Origin of the sequence: Nocardiopsis exhalans (genome assembly GCF_024134545.1) — a bacterium.
In the GTDB taxonomy this organism is placed as follows: domain Bacteria; phylum Actinomycetota; class Actinomycetes; order Streptosporangiales; family Streptosporangiaceae; genus Nocardiopsis; species Nocardiopsis exhalans.
Window position 1 is genome coordinate 1,370,865 of record NZ_CP099837.1, and the last position, 18,898, is coordinate 1,389,762.

General features: G+C 70.5%; 18 protein-coding genes. 11 read left to right on the top strand and 7 right to left on the bottom strand.

The genetic code is table 11. The features are described from left to right. The first annotated feature begins 8 nt into the window (after window positions 1–8). Window positions 9–887 (top strand): succinate--CoA ligase subunit alpha, encoded by an 879-nt coding sequence (gene sucD, locus NE857_RS06200; RefSeq protein WP_184369547.1) that lies wholly within the window; start codon window positions 9–11, stop codon window positions 885–887. A gap of 102 nt (window positions 888–989) precedes the next feature. Here sucD and NE857_RS06205 read toward each other — a convergent pair whose 3' ends face one another. Continuing rightward, window positions 990–1,559 carry a DUF1707 SHOCT-like domain-containing protein gene (locus tag NE857_RS06205; protein WP_254420144.1) on the bottom strand — a complete coding sequence of 190 codons (570 nt, stop codon included), beginning with the start codon at window positions 1,557–1,559 and terminating at the stop codon, window positions 990–992. 222 nt (window positions 1,560–1,781) lie between these two features. Here NE857_RS06205 and NE857_RS06210 point away from each other — a divergent pair, with 222 nt between their 5' ends. Then, the gene (locus tag NE857_RS06210) at window positions 1,782–3,404 is read left to right on the top strand and encodes a cell division protein PerM (protein ID WP_435873529.1); all 1,623 of its coding nucleotides are present in this window, start codon (window positions 1,782–1,784) and stop codon (window positions 3,402–3,404) included. A gap of 139 nt (window positions 3,405–3,543) precedes the next feature. Here the strand turns inward: NE857_RS06210 and mfd are convergent, their stop codons facing one another. Continuing rightward, entirely contained in the window at window positions 3,544–7,164 is a 3,621-nt protein-coding gene (gene mfd, locus NE857_RS06215; RefSeq protein WP_254420146.1) for a transcription-repair coupling factor, read from the bottom strand. A 471-nt stretch (window positions 7,165–7,635) separates the two neighbouring features. Here mfd and cysC point away from each other — a divergent pair, with 471 nt between their 5' ends. Both cysC and NE857_RS06225 read left to right on the top strand, forming a co-directional pair. Further along, a complete protein-coding gene (gene cysC, locus NE857_RS06220; protein WP_254420147.1) occupies window positions 7,636–9,243 on the top strand; it encodes an adenylyl-sulfate kinase in 1,608 nt (535 codons plus the stop codon). A 101-nt stretch (window positions 9,244–9,344) separates the two neighbouring features. Next, the gene (locus NE857_RS06225; RefSeq protein ID WP_254421889.1) at window positions 9,345–10,040 is read left to right on the top strand and encodes a nucleoside triphosphate pyrophosphohydrolase; all 696 of its coding nucleotides are present in this window, start codon (window positions 9,345–9,347) and stop codon (window positions 10,038–10,040) included. Between the two features lie 51 nt (window positions 10,041–10,091). Here the strand turns inward: NE857_RS06225 and NE857_RS06230 are convergent, their stop codons facing one another. From NE857_RS06230 to NE857_RS06240, 3 genes are all read right to left on the bottom strand, one after another. Further along, the gene (locus tag NE857_RS06230; protein ID WP_254420148.1) at window positions 10,092–10,277 is read right to left on the bottom strand and encodes a DUF397 domain-containing protein; all 186 of its coding nucleotides are present in this window, start codon (window positions 10,275–10,277) and stop codon (window positions 10,092–10,094) included. Window positions 10,278–10,385: 108 nt separating this feature from the next. Next, the gene (locus tag NE857_RS06235; protein WP_254420149.1) at window positions 10,386–10,568 is read right to left on the bottom strand and encodes a DUF397 domain-containing protein; all 183 of its coding nucleotides are present in this window, start codon (window positions 10,566–10,568) and stop codon (window positions 10,386–10,388) included. Beyond that, window positions 10,565–11,446, bottom strand: coding sequence for a helix-turn-helix domain-containing protein (locus NE857_RS06240; RefSeq protein WP_344013542.1), 882 nt, complete (start codon window positions 11,444–11,446; stop codon window positions 10,565–10,567). Before NE857_RS06240 ends, NE857_RS06235 begins: the two co-directional genes overlap by 4 nt. A gap of 176 nt (window positions 11,447–11,622) precedes the next feature. Between NE857_RS06240 and NE857_RS06245 the strand changes: the two genes are divergently transcribed. The 5 genes from NE857_RS06245 to NE857_RS06265 all read left to right on the top strand — a co-directional run bounded on the left by NE857_RS06245 (window position 11,623) and on the right by NE857_RS06265 (window position 13,671). Beyond that, window positions 11,623–11,889 carry a hypothetical protein gene (locus tag NE857_RS06245; RefSeq protein ID WP_254420151.1) on the top strand — a complete coding sequence of 89 codons (267 nt, stop codon included), beginning with the start codon at window positions 11,623–11,625 and terminating at the stop codon, window positions 11,887–11,889. Beyond that, on the top strand, window positions 11,889–12,134 hold the full coding sequence (locus NE857_RS06250) for a hypothetical protein (protein WP_254420152.1): 246 nt from the start codon (window positions 11,889–11,891) through the stop codon (window positions 12,132–12,134). Before NE857_RS06245 ends, NE857_RS06250 begins: the two co-directional genes overlap by 1 nt. Next, window positions 12,131–12,358, top strand: coding sequence for a hypothetical protein (locus NE857_RS06255; RefSeq protein WP_254420153.1), 228 nt, complete (start codon window positions 12,131–12,133; stop codon window positions 12,356–12,358). Before NE857_RS06250 ends, NE857_RS06255 begins: the two co-directional genes overlap by 4 nt. Then, on the top strand, window positions 12,355–12,564 hold the full coding sequence (locus NE857_RS06260) for a hypothetical protein (protein ID WP_254420154.1): 210 nt from the start codon (window positions 12,355–12,357) through the stop codon (window positions 12,562–12,564). Before NE857_RS06255 ends, NE857_RS06260 begins: the two co-directional genes overlap by 4 nt. 348 nt (window positions 12,565–12,912) lie before the next feature. Further along, window positions 12,913–13,671, top strand: coding sequence for a phosphotransferase (locus NE857_RS06265; protein ID WP_254420155.1), 759 nt, complete (start codon window positions 12,913–12,915; stop codon window positions 13,669–13,671). 233 nt (window positions 13,672–13,904) lie between these two features. Here the strand turns inward: NE857_RS06265 and NE857_RS06270 are convergent, their stop codons facing one another. Next, window positions 13,905–15,356, bottom strand: coding sequence for an FtsW/RodA/SpoVE family cell cycle protein (locus NE857_RS06270; protein WP_254420156.1), 1,452 nt, complete (start codon window positions 15,354–15,356; stop codon window positions 13,905–13,907). A 162-nt stretch (window positions 15,357–15,518) separates the two neighbouring features. Continuing rightward, on the bottom strand, window positions 15,519–16,739 hold the full coding sequence (locus tag NE857_RS06275; RefSeq protein WP_254420157.1) for an FAD-dependent monooxygenase: 1,221 nt from the start codon (window positions 16,737–16,739) through the stop codon (window positions 15,519–15,521). A gap of 141 nt (window positions 16,740–16,880) precedes the next feature. Between NE857_RS06275 and NE857_RS06280 the strand changes: the two genes are divergently transcribed. Next, window positions 16,881–17,432, top strand: a complete 552-nt coding sequence (locus NE857_RS06280) for a TetR/AcrR family transcriptional regulator (RefSeq protein WP_254420158.1) — start codon at window positions 16,881–16,883, stop codon at window positions 17,430–17,432. 102 nt (window positions 17,433–17,534) lie between these two features. Next, window positions 17,535–18,818 (top strand): phosphopyruvate hydratase, encoded by a 1,284-nt coding sequence (gene eno, locus NE857_RS06285; protein WP_254420159.1) that lies wholly within the window; start codon window positions 17,535–17,537, stop codon window positions 18,816–18,818. The last annotated feature ends 80 nt before the right edge of the window (window positions 18,819–18,898 follow it).

Sequence of the window (18,898 nt, forward strand, 5' to 3'; positions counted from 1 at the left end):
AACACACCATGGCTATCTTCCTTAACAAGGACAGCAAGGTGCTCGTCCAGGGCATGACCGGCTCTGAGGGCACCAAGCACACCCGCCGTATGCTCGCGTCCGGCACCAACATCGTTGGTGGCGTGAACCCGCGCAAGGCCGGGCAGAGCGTCGACTTCGACGGCACCGAGGTGCCCGTCTTCGGCTCCGTCGCCGAGGGCATGGCCGCCACCGGCGCCGACGTCACCGTGATCTTCGTTCCGCCGAAGTTCTCGAAGGACGCCGTCATCGAGGCGATCGACGCCGAGATCGGTCTGGCCGTCGTGATCACCGAGGGCATCCCGGTCCACGACACCGCCGCCTTCTGGGCCTACGCCGGTTCCAAGGGCAACAAGACCCGGATCGTCGGCCCGAACTGCCCCGGTCTCATCACCCCGGGCCAGTCCAACGCCGGCATCATCCCGGCCGACATCGCCAAGCCGGGCCGCATCGGTCTGGTCTCGAAGTCGGGCACGCTCACCTACCAGATGATGTACGAGCTGCGCGACATCGGCTTCTCGTCCGCCGTCGGCATCGGTGGCGACCCGATCATCGGCACCACGCACATCGACGCCCTGGCGGCCTTCGAGGCCGACCCGGACACCGACGTGATCGTGATGATCGGTGAGATCGGTGGCGACGCCGAGGAGCGCGCCGCTGACTTCATCAAGGACAACGTGACCAAGCCGGTCGTCGGCTACGTCGCGGGCTTCACCGCCCCGGAGGGCAAGACCATGGGCCACGCCGGCGCCATCGTCTCCGGTTCCTCCGGCACGGCCGCCGCCAAGAAGGAGGCCCTCGAGGCCGTTGGCGTCAAGGTCGGCAAGACCCCGAGCGAGACCGCTCAGCTGGTGCGCGACCTCTTCTAGAGGGACTGCGCCCCGCAGGGCTTTCGTTCAGAACGGCTCCGCCCCGCCACCGGGTCCCCGGTCGGTGGGGCGGAGCCGTTTGTGCTCGGGCCGCTTCCCGGGTCAGCCGCCGCCGAGCTGCCCGGGCGGGTTGTCGCGCCGCCGCCGGTTGCGCTGGGCGATCAGCTGCCCGGTGAGCGGCCCGAGCACCAGAAGGCAGAAGAACCCCAGGAAGATCGTGATGGCGGAGACGCTGCCGCTCATGAAGGCGGGCGTGCCCCAGATCAGTAGGAGGAACCCGCCCCACCCGGCGAGCCCGGCGATGTTCGCCCCGTCGCCGCGCTCGCCCCGGGTCACGTCACGCCGGTACTCCTCACGCCAGTCCACCTCATCCGAGGCCGTCCTGGCTTCGGCTGCCCCCGGACCCTCGCCTTCGCGGCTCTCGGGGACGGCGGGCGCGGGGCCGACCGGTTCGGGCCCGGTGACGGCGCTGGGGACCAGCCTGCGCGGCAGGTCCTCGAAGAGCGGGAGCAGGTCGGTGTTGTTGACCGCCCGGAGCGCCGCGTCCATGCGCCGCTCGTGCTCCTCGGTGTCCAACCGCCCCTCTTCGAACGCCACCCGCAGGTTCCCGAGCGCTTCGTCGCGTTCGGTGTCGGAGAGCCGGTAGCGGCGGTCGGGGTCGGGCTCTGCCATCAGGCGTCCTTCGTACGGGGGTGACCGGGTCCACATGTTACGACGTATCTCGTTTGTTCCCCGTTCCACAGCGGCGATGCGGACACGACACGCGCGGCCGGGATACCACGGAGCATTCCGGCCCCTGGCACCATAAGTCGGGTGAGTACGCCAGGATCTCCCCCCGACCGAGGCCGGCAGTCGAAGCGGTCCAAGACCACCACCGACGCCGGTTCCGGGGGCGTGTCCGCCGCATCCGCGCGGGAGGCGCCCGTCCGCCCGATCTACTCCACGGGCGGGATCGCCGCCGCCTCCGCCGCCGGGATCGGGCTGGCGGTGATCGTCACCCTCACCATGGTCGGCTGGGTCGCGGCCCCGCACGACACCTTCAGCGAGGACATCGTCGACCTCCTGCGCGGTGCCGTCCTGGCCTGGCTGGTGGGTCACCACGTCTCCTTCACCCTGGCCGAAGGGCAGATGAGCCTGCTGCCCATGGGCCTGGTGCTGCTGCCCGGGATGCTGCTGTACCGGTTCGGGCGCTGGCTGGCGCGCAGCTGCGAGATCGGGCGGTTGCGGCACGTGTACCGGGCGGCGCTGGCGATCGCCGGTCCCTACGCGGCGGTGGCGGGCACGCTCGCGCTGTTGGCGCAGACCGACGAGGTCGTTCCGAGCATGCCGCGCGCGCTCCTGATGGGTTTCGTGATCGCGTTCCTCGCCGGGGGGCTGGGCGTGCTCCGCCAGCTCATGAAGGACAAGGGCGTGGCCACCGGCGACCTGCTCGACCTCATGCCCGCGCGGTCGAGGTCGCTGCTGGTGGGCATGCTCGCGTCCACGGGCGCCCTGCTGGTCGGCGGTCTCCTCCTCTTCCTGGTGGCGTTGGCCATGAACCTGCCCGAGGCGGTGGAGATCACGCGCTCGCTCGCTCCGGGGGCGGTCGGCGGGGCTCTCCTGCTGATCGTGCAGCTGGCGTACCTGCCGAACGCGGTGGTCTTCGCGGTCTGTTACGCGCTCGGTCCGGGTTTCGCGATGGGCGAGGCGACGGTGGTCGCGCCGACCGGGGTTTCGGTGGGGGCGCTGCCCGCGATGCCGATGCTGGCGGCGCTGCCCGCCAACGGCGCCGCCCCGGTGCTGTCCCTGGTGGCTCTGGTGGTGCCGTTCGTGGCGGGTGCGATCGGCGGGGTGCTGACCCAGCGCAGTGCGCCGGACGTCGTGAGCGAGGCCGCGCCGTTGTGGGGGTTCGTGTGCGGGGTGACCACGGGGATGTTGTGCGCGGCCCTGGCCGGGGCCGCGGGCGGATCGCTGGGGGCGCAGCGGCTGAGCGAGGTGGGGCCCTCCGCCTGGCAGGTCGGCCTGGTGGCCGCTCTGGAGGTGGGTGTGGCCGCGGCGGTGGCGGCGTGGATCGCGAACTGGTGGTACACGCGCAAGCTGACCCGGGAGGTGGCCGCCCAGCGGGAGGAGACCAGGGAGGCCAAGGAGCGCAAGCGCCCCGAACCCGCGCGGCCGGTGGTGGAGCTGCCCGACGACGTCCCGGTGGGCAAGGGCCTGGCCACGGTCACGGCGCTGCGCCCCCGCGAGGAGGAGACCGCCGACGGGCTCGCCGAGGAAGCCGCGGAGCCGACACCGGAGCAGGCCATCGTCGAACGCCGTGCCCGGGTGCGGCGTGCCCGTGAGGCGCGCAGGCGGGACCGCGCGACCGAGCGCGAGGCCCGCAAGGAGGCCCGCCGTGAACTGCGGGAGCAGCGTCGCGCGGCCAAACGCGCCGAGGGCGGCTGGTGGCGCCGGGGGAGGGCGGACGAGGAGTCCGAGGAGGAGATGTACGGCATCACCTACGAGGCATCCCCGGACGAGATCGACCAGCGCAGCTGACTCGACCGTCAGAACGGACGAACAGGTTCGCGGGGACCTGAGCGCGTTGCTGGAGGCGACCGAGGTGTGCCAGACGCCGGAGGGCACGGCCGTGAGACCGTGCCCTCCATCGGCTTCACCCGGTAGGCGCTCTGTCCGCCTACTCGTCCTTCGGCTGAACCTTGCGCTTGTCCGGTTCGAAGATGTTGTTCACCAGATCCGTGCACCACTTGAGCAGGTCCAGGTCGCGCAGCGGCTTGCCGCCCATCCCACCGGCCTTGGGGACCGGTACCAGGAGGGTCTTGGCGGCCTCCTTGCGGATGGACTTGGGGTACATCCGCCGCAGCCGCAGCTCCTGGGACTCGCGCAGCTCCACCGGTGAGAACCGGATCTGGTTGCCCTGCATGACCACGTCGGCCAGACCCGCGGACTTGGCCAGGACCCGGAAGCGGGCCACCGCCATGAGGTTGTCCACCGGCTGCGGCGGGGCGCCGTAGCGGTCGGTGAGCTCCTCGTAGGCGGCCAGGATGTCCGCCTCGCTGGTGACGCTGGCGATCCGCTTGTAGGACTGCAGCCGCAGCCGCTCGCCCGGCACGTAGTCGTGCGGGATGTGCGCGTTGATCGGCAGCTCGACCTTGGTCTCGACCTCCGCGACCGCCTCCGGGTCGCCCTTGAGCTCGGCCACGGCCTCGCCGACCATGCGCAGGTACAGGTCGAAGCCCACGCCCGCGATGGTCCCGGACTGCTCCGCGCCCAGGATGTTGCCCGCGCCGCGGATCTCCAGGTCCTTCATGGCCACGTACATGCCCGCGCCGGTCTCGGTGTGCTGGGCCACCGTCGCCAGGCGTTCGTATGCGGTCTCGGTCAGCGGCCGCTCCGGCGGGTACAGGAAGTACGCGTAGGCGCGGTCGCGGCCACGACCCACCCGGCCGCGCAGCTGGTGCAGCTGGGACAGCCCGTAGGTGTCGGCGCGGTCGATGATCAGCGTGTTGGCGTTGGGTACGTCCAGGCCGGACTCGACGATGGTCGTGGAGACCAGCACGTCGAAGTTCTTCTCCCAGAAGTCGACCATGACCTTCTCGAGCTGCTGCTCGTTCATCTGGCCGTGCGCGTACGCCACCCGGGCCTCGGGGACCAGGCGCTTGATGATGGCGGCCACCTTGTCGATGGAAGCCACCCGGTTGTGCACGAAGAACACCTGTCCCTCGCGCATCAGCTCGCGCCGGATCGCCGCGGTGATCTGCTTGTCCTCGTAGGGCCCCACGAAGGTGAGCACCGGGTGGCGCTCCTCCGGCGGGGTGAGGATGGTGGTCATCTCGCGGATGCCCGTCAGACCCATCTCCAGGGTGCGCGGGATGGGCGTGGCCGACATCGCCAGCACGTCCACCTGGGTGCGCAGCCGCTTCAGGGACTCCTTGTGCTCGACGCCGAAGCGCTGCTCCTCGTCGATGATGACCAGGCCCAGGTCCTTGAACCGGGTCTCCTGCGACAGTAGCCGGTGCGTGCCGATGACCACGTCGACCTCGCCGCTGCGCAGCCCCTCGCGGGTCGCCTCGACCTCGCCGTCGGTCTGGAACCGCGACATCGGCTTGACCGTGACCGGGAAGGACGCGTAGCGCTCGGAGAAGGTGGACAGGTGCTGCTGGACCAGCAGGGTGGTGGGCACGAGCAGTGCCACCTGCTTGCCGTCCTGCACCGCTTTGAACGCGGCGCGCACCGCCACCTCGGTCTTGCCGTAACCCACGTCGCCGCAGATCAGCCGGTCCATCGGGACCGACTTGGACATGTCCTTCTTGACCTCGTCGATGGCGGCCAGCTGGTCGGGCGTCTCCACGTACGGGAAGGCGTCCTCCAGCTCGTGCTGCCACGGGGTGTCCGCGCCGAAGGCGTGCCCCGGGGAGGCCTGGCGCGCCGAGTACAGGCGGATCAGGTCGCCGGCGATCTCGCGGACGACCTTGCGGGCCCGGCTCTTGGCCTTGCTCCACTCGGCGCCGCCCATCTTGGACAGCGTCGGCGCCTCGCCGCCCACGTACCGGGTGACCTCGCTGAGCTGCTCGGTGGGCACGAACAGGCGGTCGCCGGGCTGGCCGCGCTTGGACGGCGCGTACTCGATGAGCAGGTACTCGCGGGTGGCGCCGTGGATCTGGCGGCTGACCATCTCCAGGTAGCGGCCCACGCCGTGCTGTTCGTGCACGACGTAGTCGCCCGGTTTGAGCTGGAGCGGATCGACCGTGCCCTTGCGGCGGCTGGGCATGCGGCGCATGTCCCGGGTGGAGGACTTCTGCCCGACCAGGTCGGTCTCGGTGAGTACCACCGTCCGCACCGACCGCAGCAGGAAGCCGTGGTCGACCAGCCCGGTGGTGACGGTCGCGATCGCCTCCTTGGGCGGTTCGGCGAGGTCGGCGCTGAGCGTGGCGCCCAGCCCGGCGTCCCTGAGCATCGCCACCAGGCGCTCGGCGGGCCCGTGCCCCTGGGTGACCAGCACGACGCTCCAGTTGTCGTGCAGCCATCCCTTGACGTCGGCCAGGGCACGCTCGGTGTCACCGCGGTAGGAGTCGGCGGGCACCGCGCCCACCACGACGGCGTCGTCCTCCTCGCCCGCGGCCTTGTCCGCGGCGCCCTCACCGGCGCTGAACGGGGTCAGCCCCCACCAGGGCAGGCCCAGGCCGGTGGCGATCGTCCGCAGCTCGGCGATGGACATGTAGGCGGACTCGCCCAGGTCGATGGGGGCCTCACCGCCCGAGGCGGCGTTGATCCAGGACGCGTCCAGGAACTCGGCGCTGGTGGCCTCCAGTTCCACGGCGCGGGTGCGGATGCGCTCGGGATCGCAGCCCAGCACCATGGCGTTCGAGGGCAGGTAGTTGAGGAACGGCTCCATGCTCTCGGCGAGCACCGGGGCGAACGCCTCCATGCCCTCCACGGACACGCCGTCGGCGATCTTGTTGAGTACCTCGGCCAGCGCGGGGTGCTCGTCGGCCAGGGCCCGGGCGCGCTCGCGCACGGTCTCGGTGAGCAGCAGCTCCCGGCACGGCGGGGCGAACAGCCCAGAAGCGGCGCTGGTGCGCGCGTCGGCGCCCTCGCCGCCCTCGGCGGGGGAGATGGAGCGCTGGTCGGCGACCTGGAAGTAACGGATGTCCTCGACGGTGTCGCCCCAGAACTCCAACCGGAGCGGGTGCTCCTCGGTGGGTGGGAAGACGTCCAGGATGCCGCCGCGCACGGCCATGTCGCCGCGTTTCTCCACCAGGTCCACGCGGGCGTAGCCGGTGTTGGTCAGGGCGCTGACCACGGACTCCAGCTCCACCTCGTCACCGGGGCGGATCCGCACCGGCTCCAGGTCTCCGAGCCCGGCGACCAGCGGTTGCAGGACGCTGCGGACCGGGGCCACCACCACGCGCAGGGGGGTGGTGAGCGGGTCGGCGGGGTCCGGGTGCGCCAGTCTGCGCAGCACCGCCAGACGCTGGCCGACGGTGTCCGAGCGCGGGGAGAGGCGTTCGTGCGGAAGCGTCTCCCAGGCGGGGAAGAGCGCGACCGAGTCCTCGGGCAGCAGTGAGCCGAGCGCGTCGGTCAGGTCCGCGGCCTCCCGCTCGGTGGCGGTGACGGCGAGGACCGGCCGGTGCGCGCCCACGGGGGCGTCGGCGGCCAGCGCCCCCACCATGAAGGGTCGCAGCGCCGCCGGGGCGACGAGGTCGAGATGGGGATCGCGGCCGCTTCGGGCGGTCTCGATCGCGCTGTGCAGTGCCGGGTCCGTGGAGACGTCGGCGAGAAGTCCAATGAGGCTCATAGCACCAGTGATGGAAGTGGTCCGGATCAGGCGTCGCGTCCTGCGGGTCTGTGCGGTGGCGAAGGCCGTTGTGGCCGCGAGCCCCTCCGCGGCCTGCCCTGACTCCGACACCCGCGTGTGTGCGGCGGGCACGGGTGCCGCCGTCCCGCGGGTCGCTGGGGACGGTCCGTACGTGAGCGGTGTCGGTGTGGGCGGCCGTGTCTGGATGGGCGTGGCCACCCGGCTCCCCTCAGCTTATCCAGTCCCCCCGTCACGCGGGGGCCGGGTTCGGGGGTCGGCGGTTCGGGTTCGCCGCTGGGTCGCCCGGGCGCCGACCCCGGGGAACAGGGCGGGTCACGTTCATGAGAACCCGCTCTGAACTGGCGCTATTCCGAATCAGGAGGCGCAGCGCGGGGTGGGGGATCCGTTCGGGCATACGCTAGACGCGTTTCTTGGTAGAGCTCCAGTGAACAGTCCGAGGAGAGGAAACGCGTGGTGAGAGCCCACAGGCAGGGGAACGGGTCGGTCGGGGACACCGGCCGACCGGACGCACCGGTCTTCGCCCCAGGTCCGGACGGGCTTGCCCACCTGGAACTCATCCTCAGCGGCGCCTACCCGCTGGCGGGGTTCATGACCCGTGAGGAAGCGGAGTCGGTGGCGCGCGGGGGCCGTCTGCCGGACGGTCGCCCCTGGCCGGTTCCGGTCACCCTGGAGGTGCCGGAGGAGCTGGTGGGTCAGGAGCGGCTCACCCTCACCGACCTGGAGGGTGCCCCGCTCGCTGAGCTGGCGGTGCGCGAGCACTGGGAGTCCTCTGCCGAGGACACGGGGAGCCGCCACCACCTGGCCGGTGACGTCACGCTGCTGCGCCCGCCCACGTACGGGGTGCTGCGGGAGCTGCGCCCCACCCCCGCCGAGGTGCGCGCCCAGCGCGAGCTCGAACCCTCCTCGGACCGGTCACTGCTGGCCGTGGTCACCGACCGCCCCCTGCACCACCGGGCCCTGCACCAGATCCGTGCCGAGGCCGAGGCGCTGGGCCGCGGTGGCGGACGCGCCGAGGTCCTGGTCATCCTCGACACCGGCCTGCACGACGAGGGCCTGGCCGCCGCCGTGCTGGCCTCCGAACCGCTGCTGCCGCCGCGGAGCTCCTTCGCGGTGGTCACCCTGCCCCGGTCCGAGGCGCGCTCCGCGGGGCCGCTGGGCGGGGCCTGGACCGAACGCGACGCCGCCCTGGCCGGGCACGTCGCCGCCGCCTACGGCGCCACCCACCTGCTGGTCGAGGCCGGCGGGCGGGGGCCCGAGACCGAGCGGGTGATGGCGCTCAGGCCGCCGCTGACCGTCCTTGACCCCGAACCCTGGAAGTACGACTCGGGGGAGGCGCTCTGGAAGCCCTTCTCCCACGTGGACCCGCGCGAGGTCCGCGCGGAGCTCACCGACGACGAGGTCGAGGCGGAGCTCGCGCACGGCCGTGAACTGCCGTCCTGGTTCACCCCGGCCCGGGTCGGCGCCGAACTGGCCCGGCTGCGCCCGGCGCGCACCAAGCGCGGTCTCACGCTGCTGTTCACCGGGCTGTCCGGTTCGGGCAAGTCCACCATCGCCCGGGGGGTGTGCGACGGCATCCGCAGATCCGGGCGCACGGTCACCCTGCTCGACGGCGACCTGGTGCGCCGCATGCTCTCCAAGGGGCTGACGTTCTCCCGGGAGGACCGCGAGCTCAACATCCGCCGCATCGGCTACGTGGCCTCGGAGATCACCCGGCACGGCGGGGTGGCCGTGTGCGCGCCGATCGCGCCCTACGCGGCGGGCCGGGCCGAGTTCCGCGCCATGGTGGAGGAGTTCGGCGACTTCTTCCTGGTGCACGTGGCCACGCCGCTGGAGGAGTGCGAGGCCCGCGACCGCAAGGGCCTGTACGCCAAGGCGCGGGCGGGGGAGATCCCGGAGTTCACGGGTATCTCCGACCCCTACGAGGAGCCGACCGACGCCGACCTGGTGGTGGACACCGTGGGCACGGACCCCGCCGAGTCGGTGGCCCTGGTGATGGAGGCCCTGCGCGAGGGCGGTTGGCTGCCCTCCGACCAGCACGTGAGCGAGGACCGAGCATGAGTGAAGCGTCGAACCCGCCGGCGCCCGACACCTCGGCGTCCGGCCCCTCGGCGTCCGACCGGCCGGTGCCCGGCCACCGGGTGCTGCGGCTGGTCGAGGTGATGGAGACCCTGCGCCGGGAATGCCCCTGGGACAGTTCGCAGACCCACGAGTCCCTGGCCAAGTACCTGATCCAGGAGTCCTACGAGACCCTGGAGACCATTGAGGACGGCGACTACCCGCAGCTGCGCGAGGAACTCGGGGACGTGCTGCTGCAGGTCGTCTTCCACGCGGCGATCGGTACTGAGCGCCCTGAGGGCGACCCGGCCCGCTTCACCGTGGACGACGTCGCCGACGCCATCATCGACAAGATGACCCGCCGTCACCCGCACGTGTTCGGCGGTGTGGACGTGTCCGGTACCGACGAGGTGTGGTCGAACTGGGAGGCCATCAAGGCGGCCGAGCGCGCGGAGAAGGCCAAGGCCAACGGGGGGAGTGGGGAGACTTCCGTACTTGACGGGGTGCCCTTCGCCCAGCCCGCTGTGCTGCTCGCCTACGAGCTGCAAAAGCGCGCGGTCCGCAACGGCTTCCCGGCTGATCTCGTGGGCGACGACGGCGCCGAGGGCGGAGAGCTGTTCGCCGCCGTCGCCGCCGAACGCGACCAGGGGCGCGACCCCGAAACCGATCTCCGCCTGGCCGCCCGCCGCTTTGACGGTCGGGTGCGTGCCGCAGAGGAGGCCGCCCGCGCGGACGGCCGCGAGCCCCGCGAACTCACCGAAGAGCAGTGGCGCGAGTACTGGTCGAAGACCGGCGAGTGACCATGAAGCAAAGACAGCCCCGGACCGGAGTCCGGGGCTGTTCTGCTGGGCCTACTGCTGCTGGTCGCGCGCGACGGTGAGGAAGGCGGCCCACTCGGTGCCGACGAATGCGAGGTGCCCGGCGGAGCGGTTCTGGGTGTCGCGGACGAGGTGCTCACTCGGTAGATCGGCGACCTCAACGCAGTTGCCCTGGCTCCCGGAGTAGGAGGAGGTGCGGTAAGTCGGTTCGTTCGTCATCGGGAAAGGACCTCTAACAGATGTTCGGGGGCGCGTGACTTCTGAAGTTCTACCCCTGAACGAACAGAAGCCCTCACCCGCTCGGGGCGAGGGCTTCCGGGAGCTTGTCTACTGCTGGTCGTTCTGGGCGACCGAGAGGAAAGCAGCCCACTCGGGGCCAATGAACCTGAGGCTTCCAGCGGAGCGGTTCTTGGTGTCGCGGACGAGGTGCTCGCCGGGCAGATCGGCGACCTCGACGCAGTCGCCCTGGCTCCCGGAGTAGGAGGAGGTGCGGAACTCAAGGGGTGTCATCGGGTGAAGCCTTCCATTACATCGGTCAAAAGGGCCCGGGTGTCCACCGTGCCGAGAGCTGACTTGCGTAGGTGCTCGAAGATGCGACGGTACCGGGTGAGGTCTTCCGGCGAGTCCAGGAACAGGTTCGCGGTGGGGCCCTCCACGTATACGGTCGACAACGCCGCTTCCTCCACGTCCAGCACCGTAAAGCAGGCCATTTCCATCGCCGTGTGGCTTCCGGCAGAGTACGGGAGAACTTGCAGGGTGACGCGGGTTTGTCTGTGACTCAAGTCTAGGAGGTGGGCCAGTTGGTCGCGTATCACACCCGGTCCGCCCACGGCCTGCCTGATCGCGGCCTCGCCGATTATGGCCCACAGGTGCGGGGTTCCGCGATTGACCCATTCCTCCTGCCGCCGCATACGTACCTTGACGCGGTCTTCGATCTCTTCCTCTGTGCCTCGCCATGAAGCGGCGCCTGCGGTGATGACGGACCGGGCGTAGTCCTCGGTCTGGAGCAGACCCGGGATCAGCTGGACCTGGTAGGTGGACATGTCCGAGGCTGCGGCCTCAAGCCCGATCAACGTGCCGTAGTGCTTCGCCACTTCGTGGCTCTGCCACCAGCCGGGGGACTTCGCCACGCTGCGAAGGTCCATGAGGAGAGCAGCCTCCTCGTCGCTCACCTCATAGTGGGCGAGCAGGCGATCGAGGCTGTTGATCGAAGGGACCTGTCCGTCCGCCCGGCCGGATTCCCACCGGGCCAGCGATGACGGTTGCGTTTTGACCGCTTTGACCACGGCGGTGAACTGTCTCTCGCCTCGGAGACGTCGGAGCTCCTTCGCAAGCAGCCATCGGGCGACAGTGGGGGCTGTAGGGGCCTGTGTGCGCCTGTTTGCCATGGCTCAAAGGATGCCACAGGCCCTCAGAGCGAGTTGTTGAGCAAAGTCTTTTAGTGAAGATATCTAAAACGACTTGTTTTTGTACGTCGCAGGGAGAGACTTGGGTCTCACATAAAGGTGCCCCGCGACGCTGGAACGTCCGGGGCGTTGGCCAACGCTCGTGAAGGAGCGCTGACGTGAACGACTCTATCTCCTGGGGCTGGTCCCCACTCTCTGGGGCGGTGGTCCCTCTGCGGCTGGAGGGCCCTAGGCGCAGGGCTTCCCGGGTGCGGCGGTTCGCCATGCCCAGCCCAGCTCCGGCCGCGTCCGCCCGGCTGATCTCCGAGCGCCCGCAGCCCCGGCCGCGTCCGGACAGGCGGACCGTTCCGGTGCCCCGTCCCTCCCTCCTCCCGCTCCTGCACCGAGTGCTCAGCGGGCTGCGCCGCCTCCCCGAGGTGGCCTGATGGGCTTCGACATCGTCCTCTCCGACCTCCTCGACGCCATCACCGAAGCGCTCACCCTGCCGCCCGCCGCCGACTCTCTCAGCGAGATCCGCCGCGCCTTCCTGGAGCAGGAACGCATCCAGGCGGTCCGTGACGCGGTGGCGCTGGCCCGTGAGACCGGGGACACCTCCGCTGGGTTGGAACTGCTCGACCAGCGCATCGAGCAGCTCCCCCGGACCTACACCGAAGTGCGAGTAGCCCGATGAAGCGCCGCACCGTCTGCGACATCCGCGAGGTGGGCAGCCTGATCGTCCTGCGCAAGCTCGCGCGGCTGCACCGTTCGCCCGTCTCCTACGCCGGGTCCGACATCTACGGCCACCCCGTCTACCTGACCCGGTTCGGCGTCGTCGAACGGGTCGCCCGAGGTACCGGCAGCGACCCGAACCCCCATCCGCTGAGGTGGCGAAGCCCTCTGGAGGTACGCGCATGACCCCCGGACGAAGACCCGACGTCACCCTGCCCGGCCCCGTGGCCGGGCAGGCCCCGCTGTCGGCGGTCGACGTCATCGGCCGCGCGATCATCGAGCCCCGCCGTCGCTCCGGCCCCGGTGACCCCGTCGCCCTGGTTCAGCGCGTGCTGTGGGAGGCGCTCGACCCTCCTGACCCCGGTGATCCCCCCGTCGGGTCGGGGCCCTGATCCACCCCTCGGCCGCGAGGCTCACGCGGCCACGGTGCACCGCCCCACACCCGGGTGGTGCACCACCTCCCCGGCGAGGCCACATGCCCAGGTGTGTACCCGGCAGGACCCACGACTACGTTCCCGACCCGCCCGACCCCTCGGCGTCACGTATCCGGACGGCGACCTGTCGCCATTGCCGAGACGTGCTGACCGTGACCAACCCGCCGACCTGACAACCGGACCCGGCTCAGACCGTGACGGGGTGGTCCCAGCTCCGGCCGACCACCCCGCACGTGACCCGGTAGGCGTCCCGGTACGCGGTAAACCCGGTGACACGGGCGATCACCTCCGCGATACTGGGCGCCCATGGACGAGCCAGTGGATGAGATCGAGGTCGTCGTTGCCCACTCCGAGCGCGCGACCCTGCGCGTCGGCGACGTGTTCCTGAAGGTGGACACCGACCAGGCGCGCATCGACGCCGAGGTCGAGGCGATCTCCCTCGCGCCGGTCCCGACCCCGCAGGTCCTGTGGCGCAAGCCGCCCGTGCTCGCCATCTCCGCGGTCGCGGGGGCGACGCTCGGGAGCCTCGGCGGGACGTCGACCGGGTCGCCGACGGCGTGGGCCGCGGCGGGCGCCGCCATCCGGAAGCTGCACGAAGCTCCGCTACCGCCCCGGACCGGGCAGGCGGGCCGGAACACCACGGCGCTGGCAGCGGAACTCGACAAGGAGTGCGAGACGCTCGTGCGCGGCGGCCTCCTGCCCGCTGACCTGGTCACCCGCAACCGCCGGGTCGCCGAGGCCGCACTCCGGCCGTGGACTCCCGCGTTCACGCACGGCGACCTGCAGATCGCGCACGTCTTCCTCGAAGGCGACGAGGTCACGGGCATCATCGACTGGTCCGAGGCGGGCCGGGGCGACCCCCTGTATGACCTCGCCACCTTCACGCTCGGACACGAGGACCGCCTCGACGACCTCCTCACCGGTTACGGCACCGACATCGACCTCGACGCGATCCACGGGTGGTGGTCGCTACGGAGCCTGCTGATCGTCCGCTGGCTGAGTGAGCACGGCTTCGACCCGTTCGCGCCGGGCTGTGAGGTCGACGTGCTGAGGGCCCGGATGTGAGGCCGCAGGGGAGGGGAACCGAGAGGGTTCCGGTCCCCTCTCCGAGGATGATCTTGCTACCAGGGGCTAGTTCGGCGCCGAACTAGCCCCTGGTAGCAAGATCACCCGGGATGAGAGGGTTTCGGAAGCACAGGACAGGCCGCCGGTCGGGTTTCGGTCTGTGGTGGAAAGACCCCTCGGCATGGGCTCAGGAGTTCCAGGACCACCATCGACGATCTAGGGGCGCGGGGAGTTCAGTGGCGGCCCCGGACGCCGTCGGGCAGGTCGCGCACGTTGATCACCTCGGTGGAGGGGTCCCCGGGCGCCATCCCCGAGCTGAAGGTCTCCTGGGGGCGGCGGGCGGTCTCGCTGATGGTCAGCAACAGGCCCACGACCAGCCAGTTGGCCATCAGCGCGGACCCGCCCGCCGACAGGAACGGGGTGGTCATACCGGTGAGCGGAATGATCAGGGTGAGGCCGCCCAGCACGATGAACACGTCGAACGCGATGAGGAACCCGTAGCCGAACGCTGTCAGCTTGAGGAACACGTCCTTGCAGGCCAGGGCGATCCGCAGGGCGCGCTGGGCGAACAGGAACAGCAACAGCAGCACCGCCAGCAGCCCGGTCAGCCCCAGCTTCTCGCCGATCGACACCAGGATCAGGTCGCTGTCCGCGGCGAAGATGTTCTGTGCCTCGCCGCCGTGGAAACCGGTCCCCAGTATCCCGCCGTAGGCCAGGGCGATCATGCCCTCCACCACCTGGAAGCTGCCGCCCTCGCTGTGGTAGACCTCCTCGTCGAAGGCGTTCAGCCAGATCCGCACCCGGTTCTGCACGTGCCCGAACAGCAGGTACGCCGCGTACGCCCCGGCGGAGAAGGCCACCAGGCCGATCAGCACCCAGGACTTGCGGGCGGTGGCCGCGTACAGCACCGCCAGGAACGTGCCGAACAGCAGCAGCGAGGTCCCCAGGTCCCGGGTGCCCACCAGCAGCAGGATCGCCACGCCCCAGCCCACGGCCATCGGCGCGAGGTCGCGGGCCCGCGGCGCGCTGAACACCTTCACCGGGCCGATCTTGAAGGTCCGCGTCACCAGCGCCATCACGTCGCGCTGACGCCCCAGGTAGGAGGCCAGGAAGATCACCAGCAGTACCTTCGCGAACTCCGAGGGCTGCATGGTGAAGGGGCCGATCATGATCCACCGGCGCGCGCCGAGCACCTCGTGGCCGAACGGTGAGAGCGGGAGCAGCAGCAGGACCAGCGCGACCAGCGCGATCAGGTACGTGTACATGGTCAGGCGGCGCGGCTGCCGGATGAAGAACACCGCGCCCGCGCACAGGCCCATACCGACCAGGGCCCACAGCAGCTGCCGGTCGGCCTCGCCGTGGCCGGGGGCGAAGTTGCGGGTCATCTGCAGCGCCCAGATCATGGTGACCCCGAGACCGGACAGCGCGGTGGCCACCGGGAGCAGTACGGGATCGGCGTAGGGCGCCACGAACCGCAGCAGGACGTGCAGGCCGAGCGCCCCGGCCCCGAGCGCGAGCCCGTAGACCATCACCCGGGAGTCGATCTCGCCGGTCACGGAGAGCGAGGCGAGGAGCAGGGCCGCGAAGGTCACCCCGATCGCGGCGAGGAGCAGCACCAGTTCAGCGCGTCTTTGCCGTACCGGGGGCAGCGCCCCGTCCGCGGGTTCGGTTGGCGGATTGGCCATGCTCGTCCTCTACCGTTCGCGCCGGGGCCTTGCCGTCAGGGCGGGAGGGGGACATAGCCCGCATAGGAACTATAGACACGGGTGCGGGGCGGGCAAGCGGGGCGGCCACTTCCGGGCGGTTTGGTTTAACCGGTACGAATCGGACCGAGTGCTCACTTCAGCTCATCTCACGTCCGCCTGAATCCGGTTCGGCGGCGGAGCGTCCAGATCGAACCCCTCGGCCGCTCTGGCGACCCGCTGGTCCAGGCCCGACAGCCGGGCCAGGAGCCCGCTGAACCGCAGCAGGGTATTACGGGCGGCGAGCCCCAGCCGGGTGCGCGGGGCGAGGAAGCCCATGCCCGGGTCGGCGATGTCCTGGTTGGCCTTGACATAGGGGCGCATCCGCCCTTCGTAGGCGTCGAGCGCGGGGGCGAGGTCCTCGTGCCGGGACAGCTCCCGGGCCAGGACGTACGCGCCGACCAGGGCCAGGGTGGTGCCCTGGCCGGACATGGGGGAGGGGCAGTACCCGGCGTCCCCGAGCAGAGTGACCCGCCCCCGCGACCAGCGGTCCATGTGGATCTGTTTGACGGAATCGAAGTAGAAGTCCGGGGCGTCGGCCATCCCCGCCAGGATCCGCTCGCACTCCCAGCCCGCCCCGGTGAAACGTTCGCGCAGGAACTCCTTCTGCTGCTCCTCCTCCGGGGCCCGGTCGATCCCGTCCAGCTCGCGCTCGTGGACGAGGAAGAACGCCTTGGCGCCGTCGAAGCGCGGGGAGTGGATCATCCCGGCGCCCTTGCCGGGCTCGTTGTACAGGCGTGCCTCGCGGTCCAGGCCGAGGTGGTTGGGAACGGTGAAGATACTGATCAGGGCGCCCAGGTAGCGGCCGTAGGCGTCCTCGGGGCCGAAGGCCAGCCGCCGGGTGTTGGAGTGCAGCCCGTCCGCGCCCACGACCAGGTCGAACACGCGCGGTTCGGTGCGTTGGAAGGTCACCCGCACCCCGTCGGGGGTCTCCGCCAGCCCGGTGACGGAGTCCTCGTAGAGGTACTCGGTGTAGGCGGTGGTGGGTTCGTGCAGGATCCGGGTGAGGTCGCCGCGCACGATCTCCAGGGAGCGGTCGTGGTCGGTGTCCACGGCGGCGCCGATGTCGGAGCGGACGCGGCCGTCGGCCCGCACGAAGCAAATCCGACTGGTCTCGGTGAGGTGGGCGCGGACGGCGTCCAGGGCGCCCATGCGTTCGGCGACATCGACTGCGGTACCGCGGATGTCGATGGCGTGGCCGCCCATCCGTGGCGCGGGGGCCTTCTCGACGACGGTGGCCCGGATGCCGTACCGGTGCAGCCAGTGGGCGAGGGCGGGCCCGGCGATGCTGGCGCCGGAGACGAGGACGGTTCGAACGGCGGTCATGGGGCCGTCAGAGCTCCTTGTGTCGTGGGCCTTCCACAGTAAAAAGTTACTTACCGGTCGTCAAGTAACTTACCGGTCGGAAAGTCTGGGATAGGCTCACCGCAGCAGTGGCCAGAGCGGTGACAGACGGGAGCGGCACGGGTGCCCAGGGCGCAGAGCGACACGAAGGCCGAGATCAGGGCGGTGGCCCTGGACCTCTTCGGGCAGAAGGGCTACGAGAAGACGAGCCTGCGGGAGATCGCCGAACGCCTGGACATCACCAAGGCCGCGCTCTACTACCACTTCCCGGCCAAGGGCGACCTGCTCCGCGCACTGGTCGACCCGCTGCGCCAGGACGCGCAGGAGATGGTCCGGCGCTTCGACGGCCCGGTCGACGAGCCCCGCGAACTCCTGGGCGCCTACTTCGACCTGTGTGTGCGCCACGGCACGCTCATGCGCGCCCTGCTCAACGACCTGGGGTCGCTGACCGAGGCCGGTCTGGTCGAGCTGCTCATGGACTGGCGCAGTCGGCTCGACGCCGCCCTGGTCGGGGAGAACCCGGGAACTCCGGCGCGCATGGGCGCCGTGGTCGCCCTCGGCGGCATCCAGGACATCGCGGTCGTACTCCCGCGCGGCGACGCCGCGGCCCACCGCGAGGCCGCTGTGGAGATCGCCCTGGCGGCGCTGAGGGCCGGAACGTCCGGTATGGACTAGACCAATCCGGGAGGGTGGGCTCCCCCCGGCGGGGCCGGTGTCGCTAGTCTCGTGTCCGGGCCCGGAAAGTGTGGGCCCAGACACCTAAGAGACGGAGAGATCGTGGCGTCCATCGAGTCAGTACAGGCGCGGGAGATCCTTGATTCCCGGGGCAACCCGACAGTCGAGGTCGAGGTTCTGCTCGACGACGGGACCATCACCCGCGCTGGTGTTCCCAGCGGTGCCTCCACCGGCCAGTTCGAAGCGGTCGAGCTGCGCGACGGCGGCGAGCGCTACGGCGGCAAGGGCGTGACCAAGGCCGTCACCGCGGTCAACGACGAGATCGCGGACGAGCTGCTCGGCCACACCCCCGACGAGCAGCGCATCATCGACCGCGCGCTCATCGACCTGGACGGCACCCCGGACAAGTCCCGGATCGGCGCCAACGCCATCCTGGGCACCTCCCTGGCCGTGGCCAAGGCCGCCGCCGAGGAGGCCGGCCTGCCGCTGTTCCGCTACATCGGCGGCCCCAACGCGCACGTCCTGCCCGTGCCGATGATGAACATCCTCAACGGCGGCGCGCACGCCGACAGCAACGTCGACATCCAGGAGTTCATGGTCGCTCCCGTCGGCGCCCCGACCTTCTCCGAGGCCGTCCGCTGGGGCACCGAGGTCTACCACTCCCTGAAGTCCGTGCTGAAGTCGCACGGCCTGGGCACCGGCGTCGGCGACGAGGGCGGCTTCGCCCCCAACCTGGACAGCAACCGCGCCGCCCTGGACCTGATCGTCGAGGCGATCGAGAAGGCCGGTTACCAGGTCGGCACCGACATCGCCCTGGCCCTGGACGTGGCCGCCAGCGAGCTGTTCGCCGACGGTGTGTACACCTTCGAGGGCAAGACCCGCACCGCCGAGGAGATGGCCGCCTACTACGCGGAGCTCGTCGACGCCTACCCGCTGGTCTCCATCGAGGACCCCCTCGACGAGGAGGACTGGGACGGCTGGAAGAAGCTCACCGAGCAGCTCGGCGACAGGGTCCAGCTGGTCGGTGACGACCTGTTCGTCACCAACCCCGAGCGGCTCCAGCGCGGCATCCTCGCCGACACCGCCAACTCGCTGCTGGTGAAGGTCAACCAGATCGGCACCCTCACCGAGACGCTGGACGCGGTCTCCCTCGCCCAGCGCAGCGGTTACACGGCGATGATCAGCCACCGTTCCGGCGAGACCGAGGACACGACCATCGCTGACATCGCGGTGGCCACCAACGCAGGGCAGATCAAGACCGGTGCCCCGGCGCGCAGTGAGCGGGTCGCCAAGTACAACCAGCTGCTGCGCATCGAGGAGGAGCTCGACGACGCGGCCGTGTACGCGGGCGTGTCGGCCTTCCCGAGGTTCGCCAAGCGCGGCTAGTCTGCCCCAGTGTCCCGCGAAACCAAGCAGCAGCCCACAAAGGCCAAGAAGGCGACCAAAGCCGACAGGTCTGTGAAGGC